General features: G+C 68.1%; 14 protein-coding genes. 5 read left to right on the top strand and 9 right to left on the bottom strand.

Annotated elements, in window-relative coordinates; genetic code table 11:
• Nucleotides 1-10: 10 nt before the first annotated feature.
• Genes ACFQ7F_RS23570 through ACFQ7F_RS23560 form a run of 3 tightly spaced genes read right to left on the bottom strand, consistent with a single transcriptional unit; the run spans nucleotide 11 to nucleotide 3,158 of the window.
• A complete protein-coding gene (locus ACFQ7F_RS23570) occupies nucleotides 11-907 on the bottom strand; it encodes a carbohydrate ABC transporter permease (protein WP_383273491.1) in 897 nt (298 codons plus the stop codon).
• A complete protein-coding gene (locus ACFQ7F_RS23565) occupies nucleotides 904-1,908 on the bottom strand; it encodes a carbohydrate ABC transporter permease (RefSeq protein ID WP_383273489.1) in 1,005 nt (334 codons plus the stop codon). Before ACFQ7F_RS23565 ends, ACFQ7F_RS23570 begins: the two co-directional genes overlap by 4 nt.
• A gap of 5 nt (nucleotides 1,909-1,913) precedes the next feature.
• Nucleotides 1,914-3,158 (bottom strand): sugar ABC transporter substrate-binding protein, encoded by a 1,245-nt coding sequence (locus tag ACFQ7F_RS23560; protein ID WP_383273487.1) that lies wholly within the window; start codon nucleotides 3,156-3,158, stop codon nucleotides 1,914-1,916.
• Nucleotides 3,159-3,487: 329 nt separating this feature from the next.
• On the opposite strand from ACFQ7F_RS23560, the gene ACFQ7F_RS23555 reads away from it, so the two are divergent.
• Entirely contained in the window at nucleotides 3,488-4,663 is a 1,176-nt protein-coding gene (locus ACFQ7F_RS23555; RefSeq protein ID WP_383273485.1) for an acetylxylan esterase, read from the top strand.
• Here the strand turns inward: ACFQ7F_RS23555 and ACFQ7F_RS23550 are convergent.
• The 6 genes from ACFQ7F_RS23550 to ACFQ7F_RS23525 form a co-directional block, all read right to left on the bottom strand.
• Nucleotides 4,660-5,790, bottom strand: a complete 1,131-nt coding sequence (locus ACFQ7F_RS23550; RefSeq protein ID WP_383273541.1) for a LacI family DNA-binding transcriptional regulator — start codon at nucleotides 5,788-5,790, stop codon at nucleotides 4,660-4,662. The genes ACFQ7F_RS23555 and ACFQ7F_RS23550 overlap by 4 nt on opposite strands.
• Before the next feature lie 215 nt (nucleotides 5,791-6,005).
• Nucleotides 6,006-7,379: an alpha/beta hydrolase family protein gene (locus tag ACFQ7F_RS23545; protein ID WP_383273483.1), complete on the bottom strand. Its 1,374-nt coding sequence runs from the start codon at nucleotides 7,377-7,379 to the stop codon at nucleotides 6,006-6,008.
• 113 nt (nucleotides 7,380-7,492) lie between these two features.
• The gene (locus tag ACFQ7F_RS23540) at nucleotides 7,493-8,293 is read right to left on the bottom strand and encodes a succinate dehydrogenase/fumarate reductase iron-sulfur subunit (protein ID WP_383273481.1); all 801 of its coding nucleotides are present in this window, start codon (nucleotides 8,291-8,293) and stop codon (nucleotides 7,493-7,495) included.
• Nucleotides 8,290-10,257 (bottom strand): fumarate reductase/succinate dehydrogenase flavoprotein subunit, encoded by a 1,968-nt coding sequence (locus ACFQ7F_RS23535; protein ID WP_383273479.1) that lies wholly within the window; start codon nucleotides 10,255-10,257, stop codon nucleotides 8,290-8,292. The genes ACFQ7F_RS23540 and ACFQ7F_RS23535 overlap by 4 nt, the downstream gene beginning before the upstream one ends.
• Complete coding sequence (locus tag ACFQ7F_RS23530; protein WP_383273478.1) at nucleotides 10,257-11,090, bottom strand: hypothetical protein; 834 nt, start codon at nucleotides 11,088-11,090, stop codon at nucleotides 10,257-10,259. The genes ACFQ7F_RS23535 and ACFQ7F_RS23530 overlap by 1 nt, the downstream gene beginning before the upstream one ends.
• A gap of 73 nt (nucleotides 11,091-11,163) precedes the next feature.
• Nucleotides 11,164-11,478 carry a hypothetical protein gene (locus tag ACFQ7F_RS23525; protein WP_383273476.1) on the bottom strand — a complete coding sequence of 105 codons (315 nt, stop codon included), beginning with the start codon at nucleotides 11,476-11,478 and terminating at the stop codon, nucleotides 11,164-11,166.
• Between the two features lie 377 nt (nucleotides 11,479-11,855).
• Here ACFQ7F_RS23525 and ACFQ7F_RS23520 point away from each other — a divergent pair, with 377 nt between their 5' ends.
• From ACFQ7F_RS23520 to ACFQ7F_RS23505, 4 genes are all read left to right on the top strand, one after another.
• Nucleotides 11,856-14,174, top strand: coding sequence for an ABC transporter family substrate-binding protein (locus tag ACFQ7F_RS23520; RefSeq protein WP_383273474.1), 2,319 nt, complete (start codon nucleotides 11,856-11,858; stop codon nucleotides 14,172-14,174).
• 136 nt (nucleotides 14,175-14,310) lie between these two features.
• Nucleotides 14,311-14,937 carry a hypothetical protein gene (locus tag ACFQ7F_RS23515; RefSeq protein ID WP_383273472.1) on the top strand — a complete coding sequence of 209 codons (627 nt, stop codon included), beginning with the start codon at nucleotides 14,311-14,313 and terminating at the stop codon, nucleotides 14,935-14,937.
• Between the two features lie 159 nt (nucleotides 14,938-15,096).
• Nucleotides 15,097-16,971 carry a translational GTPase TypA gene (gene typA, locus ACFQ7F_RS23510; protein WP_383273470.1) on the top strand — a complete coding sequence of 625 codons (1,875 nt, stop codon included), beginning with the start codon at nucleotides 15,097-15,099 and terminating at the stop codon, nucleotides 16,969-16,971.
• Between the two features lie 641 nt (nucleotides 16,972-17,612).
• On the top strand, nucleotides 17,613-19,235 hold the full coding sequence (locus ACFQ7F_RS23505; RefSeq protein ID WP_383273468.1) for an ABC transporter substrate-binding protein: 1,623 nt from the start codon (nucleotides 17,613-17,615) through the stop codon (nucleotides 19,233-19,235).
• Nucleotides 19,236-19,253: the final 18 nt, after the last annotated feature.

Here is a 19,253-nt window from a genome sequence, read left to right as displayed (position 1 = left end):
CGCGGGCGGGTTACTTCATGCCCGCGGTGGCGATGCCCTGGGTGAAATGCCGCTGGAGCACGGCGAAGACGATCAGGACCGGAAGCACGATCAGGAACGAACCGGCCATCAGCATGCCGTTGGAGCCGCCCGACTTGTTGGGGTCGGTGGCGAACGTGGCCAGGGCTACCGGGAGGGTGTATTTGTCGGGGTCGTTGGTCGCGATCAGCGGCCAGACGAAGTTGTTCCAGGAACCGAGGAAGGTGAAGATCGAAAGCGTCGCGAGAGCGGGCTTGACCAGCGGCATCACGATCCGCCAGAAGATGTACCACTCACCCGCGCCGTCCATCCGGGCCGCTTCGAGCAGCTCGTCCGGGATCGACTGCATGAACTGCCGCATCAGGAAGACCCCGAAGGCACCGGCGGCGAACGGCAGCACCAGAGCGGCATACGAATCGATCAGCTGCAACTTGCTCATCAGCACGAAGAGCGGCAGCAGCATCAGATTGCCGGGCACCATCAGCGCACCGAGCACCAGGCCGAAGATCTTGTTCTTGCCCGCGAAGTTCAGCTTGGCCAGGGCGTAGCCGAGCATCGAGCAGAAGACGAGATTCGAGACGGTGACGAGCACCGCCACGATCACCGAATTCATGAAGTAGAGCGGCAGATCGAGCTTGTCGAGCAGCGCGCTGAAGTTTTCCAGGGTCCACTCGGTGGGAATCCACACGGGCGGGCTCGCCGCGAGTTCGCCCGGCGTCTTGAAGGCGGAGAGCGCCATCCACAGGAAGGGCGCGGACATCACAAGGAGTCCGACGGCGAGCAGCACATACGTGAGCCGCTTCTTCATCCCGGCCGACTGCCCGGCCTTTCGCGGCGGCTCTTCCTGCTTCCTCTGCGGCGTCTTCTCCGCCAGGCCCGTGGCGCTCATTTCGTGTTGTCCTTCAGCAGTCGGAGCTGGAGCACGGTAATGCCCATGATCACCACGAAGAGGACATACGCCATGGCGCTCGCATAGCCCATGTGGAAGAAGTTGAAGCCCTCGCGGTACATGTCGAGGGAGACGGTGAGAGTGGAGTCCGAAGGGCCGCCCTGGGTCATCACGAACGGCTCCTCGAAGACGTTGAGATAGCCGATCGTGGTGATCACCGTGGCGTAGAGGAGTGTGGGCCGCAGCAGCGGAACCGTGATGCGGCGGAACTCCTGCCACATCCCCGCCCCGTCGAGCTTCGCGGCCTCCCGCACCTCGGTGGGGATGGCCTGAAGACCGGCGATGAAGAGCACCATGACCGTTCCGAGATTCCGCCACACGGCCATCGCGATCAGCGAGGGCATGGCCAGTTTCTCGTTCCCCAGGAAGTCCGGTGCGGTGAGCCCCACTTCGGAGAACAGACCGGCGATCAGGCCGTCACTCGGATCGAGGACGAAGCGCCAGACGACGGCGACCGCGACGATGGAGGTGACCACGGGAGCGTAGAAGCCGACCCGGAAGAAGGTCCGTGCCCGGTCGATTCCGTTGTTCAGGAGAACGGCGACGACCAACCCCAGAAGGATGGTGAGAGGAACACCGATCACCACGAAGTAGGCGGTGTTGAAGAGCGCCTTGAGGAACTTCTCGTCGCTGAACAGCTTGGTGTAGTTCTCGACCCCGATGAAGTTCGCTTCCAGCGGGCGCGTGACATTACGCAGCCCGAAGTCCGTGAAGCTCATCAGGAGCGTGGCGACGATCGGGAATGCCATGAAAACGGTGAACAGAATGAGGAAAGGAGTGGAGAACAGCCAGCCGGCGAAGTTCTGCACGCCCATGGAGCCCCGCTTGGGACCCCCCTTGGAGCCCTGTCCACGCCCCCGGCCCGAACCCGTCGAACCGGTGGCGGACCGCACCCCGGCCGCCCGCGCGACCTTCTCAGTCTTGGTGCTCGTGGTGCTCATGGCTCCTACTTCACAAGGCTCTCGATCTCGGACTTGGCCTTCTTGGCGGCGCCCTCGGGGGAGGCCTTGCCCTGGGTCACCGACTCGATGGCCGCGTCGACCTTGGAGGTCACCTCGGTCCAGTTGGCAAGGGTCGGCGAGGACTTGGCGGTCTCCATCTGCTTCTTGAACACCTGCAGGCTGGGGCTGTCGGCGAGCTCGCCGGTCTTCCAGGCCGTGGTGTTGGCGGGGAGATCACTGGTCCGCTCGAACCAGTCGGTCTGGCCCTTGGCGTCCGTCAGGTACGTGATGAACTCCTTGGCCGCGGCCTTGTGCGAACTGTCCTTGGAGATGACCAGGCTTGAGCCGCCCGCCATGGAGGTGGAGGTCTTGTCCGCCGGGACGGGGGCGACGGCCCACTTGCCCTTGAGACCCGGGTACTGGTCCTTGATCAGGGTGCTGATCCAGGGGCCGGAGAAGAACATCGGCACGTCACCGGTGTTGAAGTCCTTCAGCGGGTCGTAGCCCGGCTGGGAGTTCTTCATGCTCAGGCCCTGCTTGAAGTAGTCGCCGTACTCCTTGAAGGCCTTGACCGCGGCCGGGCTGTCGATGACGGGAGCGCCGTCCTTGTCGACGATCTCGCCGCCGGCCGAGTACAGGAACGGGTAGAAGGACTGCACGGTGTCGAGGCTGCGGGGCTGCAAGTAGATGCCCCACTTGCTGCCGGCCTTGTCCTGCAGGGCCGATGCCATGGTCCGCAGGCCCTTCCAGTCGGCGGGGGCCTTGGTGACGCCGGCCTTCTTGGCGAGGTCGGTGCGGTAGTAGAGGACGCGGGTGTCGACGTACCACGGCACGCCGTAGGCCTCGCCCTCCACTTCGCCCTGCTGCCAGCCCGCGGGGAAGAAGTCCTTCTCGTCAAAGGTCTTCGTGTCCACCGGCTCAAGGACGCCGAGCTCGGCGAACTCGCCCATGTAACTGCCGCCCATCTGCGCGACGTCGGGCATCTTCCCGGCGGCGGCAGCGGCGACGAGCTTCTGGTGGGCGACGTCCCAGCCGACCGGGGTCACCTTGACGGTGATGTTCGGGTTCGCCTTCTTGTACTCCTCGGCGACATCTACGAGCTTCTCGCCCTCGGCGCCCATGGCCCAGACGGTCAGGGTCTGCTTCTTGTCGGCGGCGACTTCGCCTCCGGCGGAGCTTCCGCACGCGGTGACGGCGAAGGCCGTCGCCAGCGCGATGGCTACCGATGCGGTTCTGGCGGCGCGGTGCATGGACGGCTCCTCCTTGAGCTTCCCTGACAGTCCGGCATCGCTGGAACGTTCAGGTGCGATCCCCGGAACGTTCAGGTGCAGGATGTATGCGCTGTCTGTAAGCGCATACATCACTCTGTGGCAGCGTCCTGCGGTGCCGCAAGGGGGTCCTGGTCACACTCCCGTAACGGGCCGGTCATCCAGGGGTGCAGCTAAGTGGAGCCTACTGGTCCGCTTCGCGTTCCCGGGGGTTCCTGGAGGGGGATGGAGGGGGCTGGAGGGAGGCTGGAGTGGGGCTGGCGGGGAGCGGCCTCGGCGGCGCCATCAGCCCCCGCCGCTAGGGTCCCCGCATGCCGCCCTTCCCGCACGACTTCCCCTTCGACCCCGCCCACGGGTGCACTCTCGACGACCTGCTGGCCGTCCCCGCACCCTCGGCCCCCGCCGACTTCGACGAGTTCTGGCAGGAGCGGTACGCGGCCGCACGGAAGGTGGTCACGGACCCCGTGATCGGCCCCCTGGAGGAAGAGCGGGACGGGGTGCGGATCCACGGGGTGACGTACACGTCGGTAGGCGGCGCACGCATCGGCGGCTGGCTGGCCCTGCCCGCCGAGCTCCCCACCCCGAACGCCCCCGTGAGCGCCCTCACCCCAGCGGGAGTCCCCACCTCCGCGGACGCTCTCACCTTGGAGCGAGCCCGCGCCTCAGCGGGCGCCCTCACCTCAACGGGAGTCCTCACCTCCACGGACGCTCTCACCTCGGAGGGCGCCCGCGCCTCCGCGGATACCCCCGCCTCCGCGGAACACGGCTTCGTCATCGCCCACGGCTACGGCGGCCGCCAAGCCCCGGGCCCCGACATCCCGCTCCCGCTGCCCCGCTCGGCGGCGATCCTCCCCTGCGTACGAGGCATGGGTGCCCGCAGCGCGAGCCCCGCCATCCCCCCGGTCGCTGACTCCCACGTCCTGCACGGCATCGCATCCCGCGACACCTACGTCATCGGTGACTGTGCGGCCGACCTGTGGTGCGCCGCATCCGCCCTCCTCGAACTGGTCCCGGAGCTGGGCCCGGCCACGACACAGCCCCGCCTCGGATACCTGGGTGAAAGCTTCGGCGGTGGCCTCGGCGCCCTCGCCCTCCCCTGGGACGACCGCTTCGCCGCGGCCCAGCTGACCGTTCCCACTTTCGGCAACCACCCACTACGCCTCACGCTCCCCTGTGTGGGCAGCGGCGCATCGGTCCGGTCCCACCACCGTGGTCACCCCGAAGTCACCGAAGTGCTGCGGTACTTCGACGCGGCTACGGCAGCGACACGCCTCCGCATCCCGACCCTGGTCGCCCCCGCGCTCTTCGACCCGTCCGTACCGCCCCCTGGCCAGTTCGCCGTGCACAACGCACTACCGGTCACCATTCGCGAACTGCACGCGCTCCAGGCGGGCCACTTCGAGTACGAGGGCAAGGTGGCGGAGACCGAGCGCCTGACTGATGCCAAGTACCGTTTCTTCGCTGCCCAGTTGGGAGTGTCCCGCTAGCGCTCCCCGCAGCCGCAGCTGGCCCGACGCGCCACCGTCACCGGCAGCATCATCGACACCGGCTCGTCGTCACGCTCCTTGCCCAGGCGCCGCACGAGCAACTCGACGGCCTCCTCGCCCAGTCGGCGCATCGGCTGGCGCACGGTGGTCAGCGCGGGCCGCACCAGACGGCTCAGCGGAATCCCGTCGAACCCGGTGACCGCCACATCGTCCGGCACCCGCACCCCGCGCCGCTCCAGGGCGTGCAGCGCGCCCACGGCCATCTGGTCGTTGGCGAAGATCATGGCCTCCGGCAGGGTGCCGTCGCGCAGGTCGCCCTTCCCGCTCTCTCCGCCGTCCCCGCTCTCTCCGCCGTCCCCGCTCTTCCCGCCGGTCCGGTCCAGCAGGGCGTCTGTGGCGCGCTCGCCCTCTGCCTGGGTCATCATCTCCGTGCGCATATCGGGCTCTTCGTGGGCGGGGAGACCGGCGGCCCGGCACGCCTCCTGGTAGCCGCGGAACCGCGCCTCCGCGTCCGGTGATGTCCTGGCGCCGCCGATGAAGACGAGTCGCCGCAGGCCATGGTCCTCGATGAGGTGCCGGGTCAGCTCGCGCTGGCCGTCGGCATTGGCGACCTCGATGTGGTCGAGGTGGTCGAGCTCGTCGTTCTCGCGGGGTCCGGCGAGCATCACGATGGGCAGCCGCCGCGAGATGACGTCGAGGTCCTCGGTCGGCACGGTCCTCGCGAGGACGGCGAACCCGTCGACCCGCCCGGCGACCTTGGCGACCTGGCTCTCCGGGCCGCCCTTGAGGGAGGCGGCGATCAGCAGTGCGTACCCGTGCCGCCGCGCGGCCCGCTCCATGCCCCGGATGATCTGGTCGGAGTAGAGCATGAAGGCGTGGTCGTCGTCGGCGTCGGCCGCGGCGGCCTCGTTCTCCGTGTCCGGGTCCGAGTAGTCGGGGAAGCAGAGCCCGAGGACGCCCGTCGACCGACTGGCGAGCCCGCGAGCGTTTCCACTCGGTACATACCCGAGCTCCCGGGCCGCCGCGAGTACCCGTTCCCGGGTCGTCTCGCGGACCGAGTCCGGGTTGCGATAGACCCGCGACACCGTCGCGATGGAGACGCCTGACCGCTCGGCGACGTCGTACACCGTGGGGGTTGTGCTCACCCGACCGCCTGCTCGTTTCTCGTTCTGGAACCGGCCTGAACCGGATTGAAAGCGCATTCACAGTAGGCGCGCGCGGTCACCGTGGGCAAGGCAGGGTCCGTGGCGGGCGGCGGGCGGCGGGCGGCGGGCGGCGGGCGGCGGGCGGCGGGTGGCGGGCGGCGGGCGGGGCCGGGAGGGGAGCGCCGGGAACGTGGGGCTCAGCCCGCGAACTCCACCTCCGGGTACTTCCCCGAAGGGCCGTCGAGGAGGCGGTCGTCCTGCCCCCGCAGCCAGCGGTCGAAGAACGACCTCGCGTACGCCCGTTCTGCTGCCACCGCCCGGCTCGGGTCGACCGTGCCTATGTTCTCCTCGATGACCTTGCGGTCCACCCCGGCCTGCGGGAGCAGCGCGGCGAGGTCCGTGTACGTCTGATGCATCGAGCCGCGCAGGGTCAGATTCCGCTTCCAGCCGGTCGTGTGGGACCAGAACGCGCGCCACGACGGTTCCGTCGTGCGGTCGTTGCCCTGGCTGCCCATGAGGAGGAAGGGGCGGGTCAGGCCGTGCCGGGCCACCGGCGTCAGATGCGTGCCGTTCGGCTCGGGGTTGTTCTCCAGGGTGCCGTCCATGTTCATGCCTGCCTTGACCCGGCGGTCCTCGTACATCGTCTCGGCGGCCGCCATCCCGCCCGCCGACTGGCCGAACATGCCCACCCGCTTCTGGTCCACGACCCTGGACAGGCCGTGCGGCAGCGAGCCGAGGCGGTCCAGGACGAACTTCGAGTCGGCGACGCGGACGTCCAGGACCTTTCCCAGGAGCGCCGGCAGCGCGTCATTCTGCTGGGCCTCTTCCAGCGCCTTGCGGAGCGGGGTGTCGTCCTTGACCGAGCCGTCGGGGAACTGCACACCCGGGGCCTCATAGGTGTGGTCGATCGTCACCACCACATAGCCGTGGCTCGCCAGTTCCTCGACCGCCGAAGTGCCCCACGTACGCGGGTCATTGGCTCCTGACGCGTACAGCAGGACCGGTCGCCGGCCACCGCTCGTGTCGGCCGGGGCGCCCTCACGGGCGTGCGTACGCATGGCCGCGAAGTCGATCACGTCCTTGGGGATCCCGTGGGGCGATGTCGCGTTCCAGCGCTCTGCCGCGCCCGGCGTCATGTACGGAGCCAGGCGTTGTCCCGCCGCGTCCGACGGGCCGCCCGACTCCGTCGCCGCCGGATACCAGATGCTGATCATCAGCTCTCGGTACGGCACGGACTTCACCCACGGGTCGCGCCGTGAGGTGTCGACGAGACGCGTCGACACCGTGCCGATCCGGTGGGGTCCCGTGGGCGCGGGGAGTTTCGCCTCGCTGCCCGAGGGCCCCGCTTGGATCTGCGCCTGGATCTGCGCCTGGGCCTGCGCGGGGGCCGGGGCGGCCAGCAGCGTCGCCGCCAGACCGGCCGCCGCGAGGCCAAGGACCGAGCGTCGGGTCAGAGCCGAACGGGAAGCCGATTCAGCAGAGAAGCGAGATGCCGATTCAGCAGAGGAGCGAGATGCCGATTCAGCAGAGGAGCAAGATACCGAGTGAGTCACGGCCGAGGATGAGTCCATGCCTCAATGCTGATCTCGCCCCGCCCCCGTGACCATGGGGGAAATCTCGAGTCTTCGGCCTGGGGGATTACCCCCAGGCCCACGACAGCGCCCGCGCCCACGACCGCGCAGCGCTACTGCTCTCCCCGCCGCCGGATCTTGTTCCCGAGCCAGACCAGCGGATCGTACTTCCGGTCGACCGCCCGTTCCTTCAGGGGAATCAGGGCGTTGTCCGTGATCTTGATGCCCTCCGGGCACACCTCCGAACAGCACTTCGTGATGTTGCAGTAGCCGAGCCCGTGTTCGTCCTGGGCGGTCTTCTTGCGGTCGAGGCCGCTCTCCGCCGCCGCGTCCAGCGGGTGCATGTCCAGCTCAGCGACCCGCATGAGGAAGCGCGGACCGGCGAAGGCCGTCTTGTTCTCCTCGTGGTCGCGCACCACATGGCACGTGTCCTGGCACAGGAAGCACTCGATGCACTTGCGGAACTCCTGCGAGCGGTCCACGTCCGCCTGCTGCATGCGGTACTCGCCGGGACCGAGGTCCGCCGGTGGCACGAAGGCCGGTACTTCCCGCGCCTTCGTGTAGTTGAAGCCGACGTCCGTCACCAGGTCCCGCACGACGGGGAAGGCCCGCAGCGGTGTCACCGTGATGACGTCCTCGCGGCTGAACACCGACATCCGCGTCATGCACATGAGGCGCGGCCGTCCGTTGACCTCCGCCGAGCACGAACCGCACTTGCCCGCCTTGCAGTTCCAGCGCACCGCGAGATCGGGGGCCTGGGTCGCCTGCAGGCGGTGGATGATGTCGAGGACGACCTCGCCTTCGTTGACCTCGACCTTGAAGTCCTCCAGGTCGCCGCCATCGACGTCTCCGCGCCAGACCCGGAACCGCGCGTCGTACGACGTGCTCGAAGGACTCGGCGTAGTGGTACTCACTCGTAAAGCTCCTCTTCGGCCAGGTACTTGACCAGCTCTTCCTTCTCGAAGAGAGCAAGCAGGTCGGGACGGATGGGCTCGGTGGTGACCCGCACCAGATCGATCTGGCCGCGCACCGGGTCCGTGGCCGCCAACCCTCCGGAGGGGTCCGTGAGTTGGCAGAGCAGATTCACGCGGCGCCATTCGCGGTTCATGCCCGGATGGTCCTCGCGGGTGTGCCCGCCCCGGCTCTCCGTGCGCTCCAGGGCGGCCCGTGCCACGCACTCGCTGACCAGGAGCATGTTGCGCAGGTCGAGCGCGAGGTGCCAGCCGGGGTTGAACTGGCGGTGGCCCTCGACGCCGGCCCGCCGCGCCCGCACCCGCAGTTCCGCCAGCTTCTCCAGGGCCTGCTCCATCTCGCCCTCGCGGCGGATGATGCCGACCAGGTCGTTCATCGTCTGCTGGAGTTCCTGGTGAAGGGTGTAAGGATTCTCCGGCGTCGCCCCGTCCTCGGGGCCCTCCGCGCTGAACGGGCGCAACGCCTCGGCCGCGGCCGCGTCCACCTGAACCTCGTCGACCTGAGGCCTCGCGTCGGCCCCGGAGACACCGGCCCCGGACGCCCCGGCCCCGGAGAGCCCAGCCGCGTACCGCGCCGCGTGCAGTCCCGCGCGCCGCCCGAAGACGAGCAGGTCGGAGAGGGAGTTGCCGCCGAGGCGGTTGGAGCCGTGCATGCCGCCGGCGACCTCGCCCGACGCGTACAGACCCGGCACGCGCTGTGCCGCCGCCGTGTCCGACTCGACGGCGATGCCGCCCATCACGTAGTGGCAGGTCGGGCCGACCTCCATCGCCTCCGCCGTGATGTCGACGTCCGCGAGTTCCTTGAACTGGTGGTACATGGAGGGGAGTCGACGCCGGATGACCTCGGCGGGCATACGCGTCGACACGTCGAGGAAGACCCCGCCGTGCGGCGAGCCGCGGCCCGCCTTCACCTCGGAGTTGATCGCGCGCGCCACTTCGTCGCGCGGAAGGAGCTCCGGAGGCCGCCGGTTGTTGTCCGGATCCTCGTACCAGCGGTCGCCCTCGTCCTCCGACTGCGCGTACTTCTCCTTGAAGACGTCCGGTACGTAGTCGAACATGAACCGCTTGCCTTCGGAGTTGCGCAGTACCCCGCCGTCGCCGCGCACCGACTCGGTGACCAGGATGCCCTTCACCGAAGGCGGCCAGACCATCCCTGTCGGGTGGAACTGTACGAACTCCATGTTGAGCAGCGGCGCACCGGCGAGCAGCGCGAGCGCGTGGCCGTCGCCCGTGTACTCCCACGAGTTCGACGTCACCTTGAAGGACTTGCCGATGCCACCGGTCGCAAGGACCACGCTCGGGGCTTCGAGCACGAAGAAGCGGCCGGTCTCGCGGTCGTAGCAGAACGTGCCGCTGACCCGCTCGCCGTCCTTGAGGACGCGGGTGACCGTGCACTCCTGGAAGACCTTGAGGCGCGCTTCGTAGTCACCGAATTCGCGCTCGTCCTCCTGCTGGAGGGAGACGATCTTCTGCTGGAGCGTACGGATCAGTTCGAGGCCTGTGCGGTCTCCCACGTGCGCGAGGCGGGGGTATTCGTGCCCCCCGAAGTTGCGCTGGGAGATGCGGCCGTCCGCCGTGCGGTCGAACAGGGCGCCCCAGGTCTCCAGCTCCCAGACCCGATCGGGCGCCTCGCGCGCGTGCAGCTCGGCCATCCGCCACTGGTTGAGGAACTTGCCGCCGCGCAGGGTGTCGCGGAAGTGGACCTGCCAGTTGTCGCCGGAGTTCACGTTGCCCATGGAGGCCGCGATGCCGCCCTCGGCCATCACCGTATGTGCCTTGCCGAACAGGGACTTGCAGATCACGGCGGTACGCGCACCCTGCTCACGTGCCTCGATCGCGGCCCGAAGGCCCGCTCCTCCGGCTCCCACCACGACAACATCCCACTGCTGCCGCTCCACTTGAGACATCAGAACAACCTCGGATCGTCGAAGACGCCGGACGCGATCAGATACACGTAGAAGTCGGCGAGCGCCACGCTCACCAAGGAGGCCCAGGCGAGCAGCATGTGGCGTGCGTTCAGTTTTCCGATCCACTGCCACATGCGGTAGCGCACGGGATGCTTGGAGAAGTGCTTGAGCTTGCCGCCGACGATGTGCCGGCAGGAGTGGCAGGAGAGTGTGTACGCCCAGATCAGCGTGATGTTGACCAGGAAGACGAGTGTGCCGAGGCCCATGTGGCCCCACTCGTAGTGCTCATCGCGGAACGAGAGCACGGTGTCGTACGTGAGGATGCCCGCCACCGGAACCGCCGCGTAGAAGAAGTAGCGGTGGATGTTCTGCAGGATCAGCGGGAAGCGCGTCTCTCCGGAGTACTTCTTGTGCGGCTCGGCCACCGCGCAGGCGGGCGGCGAGGCCCAGAAGCCGCGGTAGTAGGCCTTGCGGTAGTAGTAGCAGGTCATCCGGAAGCCGAGCGGGAAGATCAGGATCAGCAGGGCGGGGGACAGGCCCCACCAGCTGCCGAAGATCTCCCAGTTGGGCCCCGACCGCATCGGCTCGCAGTTCTCCGCGAGGCACGGCGAGTAGAACGGTGAGACGTAGGGCGCCGCGTAGTAGTCCGCGTTCGCGAAGGCCCGCCACGTCGAGTAGACGATGAAGGCGAAGAGCCCGGCGGCGGTCGCGGCGGGCGCCAGCCACCATCGGTCGGTCCGTAGATGGGCAGCACTGATCGCGGCGCGCGTCGCCGCTCTCACGCCGCCGGGATCCTGACCGCTTTTCAGATGAGGTTCCGTGCCAGTGGCCAACGAGGCTCGACTCCTTTGTCGTCAGTTCGGTAGCCCTCGGATCGGCGGTGCTCGGGGCGGGCGCGGCGGTGCCTCAAGGGGCACGCCGGTCGCTCGCGCCGAGTCCCTCGTCGTCCGAGTCCGTCCACAGAGAGCTGTCGTACGGCGTATCGGGGATGGTGACCAGGTCGGGCCGCTTCTGTGGGGCGCCGCCGGGGTCCGCGGACGCGGCGCGAAGGAGCGCGACGCTCTCGCGCAAGTGGTCGGCGTCCGTGCGGACGCGGCGGACGTCGAGCCCGGGAAGACCACCCTGGGAACCCTCGCCGACCTGCTGCTCCAGCTTGCCGACGGTACGGACCAGGTCGTCGACGCAGCGCTGAACAGCCGTCAGATCATCCTGCAGAGCCATGACTTGCCCTCACTTCAGGGGTGCGGCGGCAACGTTCATGCGCCTGCGAGTGTCGCGCGTCACATCCCGGCTTGTGAAGGGATCTGCCGGGATTCCCGGCTCGCACGCGCTGAAATGCGCCGGGGAGTACGCCGCTGCCCCAGGCGTGCCTCGAGGCGCCCGTCGATGCCACCGTCACGCTGGGTCACGCCCGATCGGCCCTGGTTGGGCCGCACGAGTGGGATCCGGCGCCCCCACGCCGTGTCGCCCTGATGTGCCGGGACGTGTCCCCTTCAGTGGATGGATAGATGTGATCAGCTCCATATACCGCCAAACGTGATCAAACCCGGCCCCGGTCCTGGTAGCGGGCGGCCGGGCGAGCCCCGGAGGTACCCGCCATGACCCCAGACCGCGCCAGACTGAGATCTGCCGTGTTCCTCGCCACGGGCGTGCTGGCTCTGCCCGCCCTCGCCGCCTGCAGCTCTCAGGACGAGGCGGGCGCGCCGACCGCCGGTCAGGACGTCGCGCCCGCAGCCCGGGATCACGTCGCCGACGGCGGGACCATGAACTGGGCCGTCGACGCGATGCCGGAGACCCTCAACTCCTTTCAGTCGGACGCCGATTCGGGCACCTCGCGGATCGCGGGCGCGGTCCTGCCGTCGATGTTCCGCCTCGACGCGCAGGGCAGGGCGCAGCAGAACACCGACTTCCTGGAGTCCGCGGAGGTCGTCGAGCGCGAGCCCAAGCAGGTCGTGCTCTACAAGCTCAACCAGCAGGCGGTGTGGAGCGACGGCCGGGAGATCGGGGCCGATGACTTCGCGGCGCAGCAGCGTGCCCTGTCCGGGAAGGACAGCGCGTACTGGACGGCACGCAACGCGGGATACGACCGCATCGAGAAGATCGAGCGGGGCGCGAACAACCTGGAGGTGCGGGTCACCTTCAACAAGCCGTACGCGGACTGGCGTTCGCTGTTCTCGCCGCTGTATCCCAAGGAGGTCATGGGGACTCCTGACGCCTTCAACGACGGCGCTCGGCGCAAACTCAAGGTGAGCGCGGGCCCGTTCGCGGTGCAGGACTTCGACAGCAAGGCGGACGAGGTCACGCTGGTCCGCAACCCGCGCTGGTGGGGCAGGCCCGCCAAGCTCTCCCAGCTGGTCCTGCGCGAGGTGCCGCGCGAGCAGCGGTCCGCCGCGCTCGCATCGGGGAAGATCGACCTCGCCGAGATCGACGCCCCTGAGGCGCGGCGCATCACGAACGCTGCCCGTGACCGGGGCGCCCAGGGTCCGCTCTCCCACGGCCCCGAGGCCCGGCTGACCCCCGCCAAGGCGCTGCGCTCCTGGGCGGTCGCCAACGGCTCCGATGAGGATGCGGCCGACACCGAGCAGCAGGCCCGCGACAAGACGCACAAGGCGATCAAGAAGTACGCCACCGAGCAGACGGGCCTTCGCGGCTACGCCGTCCGCAAGTCCCTCGAACCGGCCTACACCCAGCTCGCCCTGAACGGCACCGAGGGCCCGCTCGCCGACGACCGGGTGCGGCGCGCGGTGGCCCGCGCCCTCGACCGCGAGGAGCTCGCCAAGGCGGTCCTCACGCCGCTCGGCCTGCCCGCCAAGCCGGTCGGCAGCCACCTGGCCCTCGCCGGGCAGCAGGCGTACGCGGACAACAGCGGGGCCCTGGGCGACCAGGACACCACCGAGGCGCGGGCGCTGCTCGCCGACGCGGGATGGACGCCGGGCGGTCCGGTGAAGGAGCCGAAGGGGAAGACGGCCGGGGGCGAGGCGGACGCCAAGAAGGCGAAGGCGGACTCCGGCTCCGGCTCTGACTCGGACTCCGGCTCCGGGGAGGACTCGGGCGACGACGGCACGTACATCGTCGGCGAGGACGACCAGAAGCCGGGCGACAGCAGCACCTCGGTGCTCGCGCCCGCTCCGGCGGCGGCGTACCAGCGGGTGGCGCTGACCCGCCAGGCCGCGTCCCTCACGGCTCACCGCGAGGCGGACAAGGAGAAGAAGAAGGACCCCGGCGGGCACGCCAAGCAGCACGCCGAGAAGCGCGCCGAGAAGCAGGCCATGAAGGGCGGTGCGCCGGGTGCGTACGCCCCCAAGGGCACCGCGGCGCCCGGTGCGGCGACCCCGGCGGCGGGCGGTCCCATGGCCAAGGACGGCAAGCCCCTCACTCTCCGCTTCGTCCTGCCGTCCGGTGAGGGCTCGGAGTCGCTACGGACCGTGGCCGACCGGATCTCGCGGATGCTGGAGAAGATCGGGATCCGCACGGAGGTGGCGAAGGTCGCCGACGAGAGCTACTTCAAGGACCACATCGCGTCCGGTCAGTACGACCTCGCCCTCTACTCATGGCCCGCGACGGCCTTCCCCGCCACGGACGCGCGCCCGATCTTCGCCAAGCCGGTGCCGGCCGCGGACGGGTCGCTGAACGTCGAGCAGAACTACACGCGGGTCGGTACGGACCACATCGACCAGCTGTTCGATCAGGCGCTGGGAGAGCTGGACGAGGACGAGAGCCGCGCCCTCGTAAAGAAGGCCGACGCCCGCATCTGGGCCGAGGCCGGTTCCATTCCCCTCTATCAGCGCCCCCAGCTGATGGCGGCCCGTACGAATCTCGCGAACGCGGGTGCCTTCGGCTTCCAGGTCCCGGACTACGAGGACATGGGCTTCCTGAAGCCGGGCGCGAAGCCCGCGGGCAAGTCCGCGGAAAAGTAGCTCCGCCGCAGGTCACACTCAGATTCAGCTCAACTCCCTTGCCCGCCGGCGCCTCCGGCGGGCAAGGTCGTTTCCACCCATTGACCTGCGTGTTCTTCTCCACCCCCACCCCCCTTCGAGCAGCGGCGGTACGTTCATGAAGCGCGCCCCGGCCGCCGCAAGTGCCACGGTTGCCGCAGCCGCGATGCTGTTCGCCGGCCTGACGGCGTGCACATCTGACGGCGCCGAGAAGCACCCCGCTCCCCATGCCTGCAAGGGCGGCACCTACTCCTGGTCCGACGTCCGGCAGAAGTCCACGCTGACCGGCCTCGCGAAGCCGGTGACGGTACAGCGGAAGGCCTCCTCCTACACGGCGGATATAGACCCCCTGAAGGGCGCCCGCCGTACGGTCACCTTCACCACCCTGTCCGAGGGCCTCGAGGCGAAGACGGCGATCACGTCGCTCGGCAAGCACATCGGGAGCCGGCAGCCGCTCGCCCCGCTCGGCGAGGAGATCGGCGACAAGCCGCTCACCATCGAGGACGCCTCGGGCGACATGCGCCCCGGCGCCTACTTCGCCTGGTCGTACGCGGATGTCGTCGAGGCGAATTTCGCGTACCGATGCGGTGACGCGGACCCCGCGCGCGGGCACATCGTGACCTGGAGCGGTACGGGGATCAGTTACCTGCCCTGCTTCCGGCGGAACGGTGACGCCGACGCCGCCTCCCTCGCCGCGGCCCTGAAGAGCTGCCCCAGGGGCTCACCAGCGGCGGATAAGCCGTAAAAAGCCCTGGTCAGGCCCCTCGGCAGGGCCCCGCGGAGGTCACCTCCGCGTATGGGCCGTAGACTGGGGTGAGGCCGTGGCGTGTTGTTTGCCCGGCAGGGCACGCGTACCGGACCGTACGCGCCGCCGTCCACTCTTCCCGGGAGAAGCGCAGCTCGTATGCCCACGCGCCATGACATTCGTAATGTTGCCATCGTCGCCCACGTCGACCACGGCAAGACCACCCTGGTCGACGCCATGCTCAAGCAGGCCGGCTCCTTCGCCGCGCACGCAGCCGAGTCCCTCGACGACCGCATGATGGACTCGAACGACCTGGAGCGTGAGAAGGGCATCACGATCCTGGCCAAGAACACGGCCGTCAAGTACCACCCCAAGGATGGCGGAGACGTCATCACCATCAACATCATCGACACCCCCGGCCACGCCGACTTCGGTGGTGAGGTCGAGCGCGGCCTGTCGATGGTGGACGCGGTCGTCCTCCTCGTGGACGCCTCTGAGGGCCCGCTGCCCCAGACCCGCTTCGTGCTCCGCAAGGCGCTGTCCGCCAAGATGCCGGTCATCCTGTGCATCAACAAGACGGACCGTCCCGACTCGCGCATCGCCGAGGTCGTCGACGAGACGTACGACCTCTTCCTGGACCTCGACGCGGACGAGGACCAGATCGAGTTCCCGATCGTCTACGCCTGCGCCCGTGACGGCGTCGCCTCGCTGACGAAGCCGCAGGACGGCACCGTCCCGGCCGACAGCGACAGCCTGGAGCCGTTCTTCTCCGCGATCCTGGACACCGTCCCGGCTCCGGAGTACGACGAGGACGCCCCGCTCCAGGCTCACGTCACGAACCTGGACGCCGACAACTTCCTCGGCCGTATCGCCCTCTGCCGTGTCGAGCAGGGCGAGCTGCGCAAGGGCCAGACCGTCACGTGGATCAAGCGCGACGGGTCGCAGTCCAACGTCCGCATCACCGAGCTGATGATGACGGAGGCGCTCACGCGCAAGCCCGCCGAGAAGGCGGGCCCGGGTGACATCTGCGCCATCGCCGGTATCCCGGAGATCATGATCGGTGAGACCCTCGCCGACCCCGAGAACCCGATCGCGCTCCCGCTGATCACGGTGGACGAGCCGGCGATCTCCATGACCATCGGCACCAACACCTCGCCGCTCGTCGGCAAGGGCGGCAAGGGCCACAAGGTCACCGCCCGCCAGGTGAAGGACCGTCTGGACAAGGAGCTCATCGGTAACGTGAGCCTCCGGGTTCTCGACACCGAGCGCCCCGACGCCTGGGAGGTCCAGGGCCGTGGTGAGCTCGCGCTCGCCATCCTGGTCGAGCAGATGCGCCGCGAGGGCTTCGAGCTGACCGTCGGCAAGCCCGAGGTCGTCACCAAGCAGATCGACGGCAAGACGTACGAGCCGATCGAGCGCATGACGATCGACTCGCCCGAGGAGCACCTCGGCGCCATCACGCAGCTGATGGCGACCCGCAAGGGCCGCATGGAGACGATGACCAACCACGGTTCCGGCTGGATCCGTATGGAGTGGATCGTTCCGTCGCGTGGCCTGATCGGCTTCCGTACGGAGTTCCTGACCCAGACCCGCGGCACCGGCATCGCGCACTCGATCTTCGAGGGTCACGAGCCGTGGTTCGGCGACCTGCGCACCCGTCACAACGGCTCCCTTGTCGCGGACCGCGCGGGCACGGTCACGCCGTTCGCGATGGTCAACCTCCAGGAGCGCGGTGTCATCTTCACCGAGGCCACCACCGAGGTGTACGAGGGCATGATCGTCGGTGAGAACTCGCGTGCCGACGACATGGACGTGAACATCACCAAGGAGAAGAAGCTCACCAACATGCGTGCGGCTTCCGCGGACACGACCGAGAACGTCGTGCCCGCCCGCAAGCTGTCGCTCGAGCAGTCCCTGGAGTTCTGCCGCGACGACGAGTGCATCGAGGTGACCCCGGAGACCGTGCGTATCCGCAAGGTCGTCCTGGACGCCAAGCAGCGTGGCCGCTCCGCCTCGCGCGCCAAGCACGGCTAAGGCAGGGGCAAAGGGCAAAGCCCGGCTAAATCTTTCGCCGGGCTCTCCACAGCACAACTGCCGTCGACGTTCGGCGAATTCGGCATCTGAGGCCGGTTTCCGCCCCTCCCTCCGGGAGAGGCGGGGGCCGGCCTCTCCCGCGTCTACGGGGGTTACCCCCTTGCGCGGCCCTCAGCGGCACTACGCTGGCCCAGATCTCCCGGGGTGACGGTTCTCCACCGTCGCGACTCTCCGCGCATCTACGCGCGTCCACAGAGCCGCCCCCGAAGGCGTCGCGAGTCGTCTCCGGCGCGCGCCTCCGCAACCTGTTTTTCTGGACCATCTGTCCGGAATGCGGACACCGTTGACCGTTAGATGTGTAACACGTCCGTTTCGCAACCATCTATCTCGGATCGGTTTGTCCGGATTTTGGAAGATGTACGCACCAGGTGTGATTGAACCGAGACCAAAAGAGTGTGGTCGGGCGGTACCTCATGGCTAATAGTTGACCGCGTATAGCTCGGGTCAATGGGTCACGCGCTGTGGGGAGCGCCGACTCACGAGCACACTGGGGTACTTGATCTACGCGCCGTCAGGGGTGTCGGCGCGGATTCCCGTACCCCCTCTTGTAGTGAACCAGTGGACTCATGAGGAGGAACCCCATGCGTGGTGCCAAGAGCGCCAAGTGGGTCGCGATAGCGGGTGTCGTGGCGCTGACGGCAACGGCCTGCGGCGGCGGCAGCGACAGCGGCAACAGCGGCAAGGTCGACCCCAAGGGGATCGTCAGTTACGCCAACGGTGAGCCGCAGAACGCCCTGCAGCCCGCCAACACCATGGAGGCGTACGGCAGCGTCGTCATCGACTCGCTCTTCACGGGCCTGGTCCACTACGACAAGCAGGGCAACATCACCTACGAGAACGCCGAGTCGGTCACCCCCGACAAGGCGAACAAGGTGTGGACCGTCAAGCTGAAGCCGGGCTGGAAGTTCCACAATGGTGAGGCTGTCACCGCCAAGTCGTACGTCAACGCCTGGAACTGGGCGGCCGACCCGGCCAACGGTCAGCAGAACAGTGCCTGGTACCGCGACATCGTCGGTTACGACAAGGTCCACCCCGAGAAGGGGAAGGCCAAGTCGAAGGCGATGGAGGGCCTGAAGGTCGTCGACGACAACACCTTCACCATCACGCTGAACACGGGCATCCCGTACTACGCGTACAAGCTCGTCTACTCGCCCTTCTTCCCGATGCCCTCGGCAGCGCTGAAGGACCCGAAGAAGTACGGCGAGGCGCCGGTCGGCAACGGCCCCTACAAGTTCAAGAGCTGGGACCACAAGAAGTCGGTCCAGGTGACCGCGTGGTCCGGCTACAAGGGCGCCAGCAAGCCGAAGAACGGCGGCGTCAACTTCAAGGCGTACACGACGCCGCAGGCCGCGTACAACGACCTGCGCTCGGACAACGTCGACTCGATGCCGATCATCCCGGACAGCGAGCTCGCGAACTTCAAGCAGGACTTCGGCGACCGCGCCATCGAGCAGGACTTCTCGGCGATCAACACGGTCAACCCGGCGTTCTACAGCAAGACGTTCAAGGACATCGACGTCAAGGTCATCCAGGGCCTGTCGATGGCCATTGACCGCGACACCATCGCGAAGACCACCTTCGCCGGTACGCGTGAGTCCGCCACCGGCTGGGTCGCCAAGGGCGTCAAGGGCTACCAGGACGACGCCTGTGGCGAGTTCTGCAAGTTCGACGCCAAGAAGGCCAAGCAGTACATCAAGGACGGCGGCGGCGTCCCCGGCAACAAGATCTCCATCCAGTACAACGCTGACCAGCCGCACAAGGGCTGGGTCACGGCGGTGTGCAACAGCATCACCAAGTCGACCGGCGTGGCATGCGTCGGCGACCCGAAGACCGACTTCCAGGCCGACACCGAGGTGCGGGACAAGAAGCAGGTCAAGGCGATGTACCGGTCGGGCTGGGTGCTCGACTACCCGTTCAACGGCAACTTCCTCGCCGACCTCTACGGGACCGGCGTCGACGGCAACAAGGGTGGCTTCTCGGACAAGAAGTTCGACGAGCTGACCAAGAAGGCCGATGCGGCCAAGACCGTCGACGAGTCCGCGGAGCTCTACCAGGCCGCTGAGAAGCGCTTGGCCGAGACCTTCCCGGGTATCCCGCTCTGGTACAACAAGGTGCTCTCCGCGTCCTCCAAGAACGTGAAGAACGTCAAGTTCGACCAGGCCGGAGACCCTGTCCTCACCGACATTCAGGTCTTCGAGAAGTAGGCGTCGGAGCCCAGTTCC

The organism is Streptomyces sp. NPDC056486, assembly GCF_042795295.1.
Lineage (GTDB): Bacteria > Actinomycetota > Actinomycetes > Streptomycetales > Streptomycetaceae > Streptomyces.
Note: the sequence above shows the minus strand (reverse complement) of the source record. Positions and strands in the feature narration are given on the sequence as shown.

Bases quoted from the DNA above. Each gene is read 5' to 3' on its own strand.
- ACFQ7F_RS23570 (WP_383273491.1), bottom strand. From the start codon at position 907: ATGAGCGCCACGGGCCTGGCGGAGAAGACGCCGCAGAGGAAGCAGGAA.
- ACFQ7F_RS23565 (WP_383273489.1), bottom strand. From the start codon at position 1,908: ATGAGCACCACGAGCACCAAGACTGAGAAGGTCGCGCGGGCGGCCGGG.
- ACFQ7F_RS23560 (WP_383273487.1), bottom strand. From the start codon at position 3,158: ATGCACCGCGCCGCCAGAACCGCATCGGTAGCCATCGCGCTGGCGACG.
- ACFQ7F_RS23555 (WP_383273485.1), top strand. From the start codon at position 3,488: ATGCCGCCCTTCCCGCACGACTTCCCCTTCGACCCCGCCCACGGGTGC.
- ACFQ7F_RS23545 (WP_383273483.1), bottom strand. From the start codon at position 7,379: ATGGACTCATCCTCGGCCGTGACTCACTCGGTATCTTGCTCCTCTGCT.
- ACFQ7F_RS23535 (WP_383273479.1), bottom strand. From the start codon at position 10,257: ATGTCTCAAGTGGAGCGGCAGCAGTGGGATGTTGTCGTGGTGGGAGCC.
- ACFQ7F_RS23525 (WP_383273476.1), bottom strand. From the start codon at position 11,478: ATGGCTCTGCAGGATGATCTGACGGCTGTTCAGCGCTGCGTCGACGAC.
- ACFQ7F_RS23520 (WP_383273474.1), top strand. From the start codon at position 11,856: ATGACCCCAGACCGCGCCAGACTGAGATCTGCCGTGTTCCTCGCCACG.
- ACFQ7F_RS23515 (WP_383273472.1), top strand. From the start codon at position 14,311: ATGAAGCGCGCCCCGGCCGCCGCAAGTGCCACGGTTGCCGCAGCCGCG.
- typA (WP_383273470.1), top strand. From the start codon at position 15,097: ATGCCCACGCGCCATGACATTCGTAATGTTGCCATCGTCGCCCACGTC.
- ACFQ7F_RS23505 (WP_383273468.1), top strand. From the start codon at position 17,613: ATGCGTGGTGCCAAGAGCGCCAAGTGGGTCGCGATAGCGGGTGTCGTG.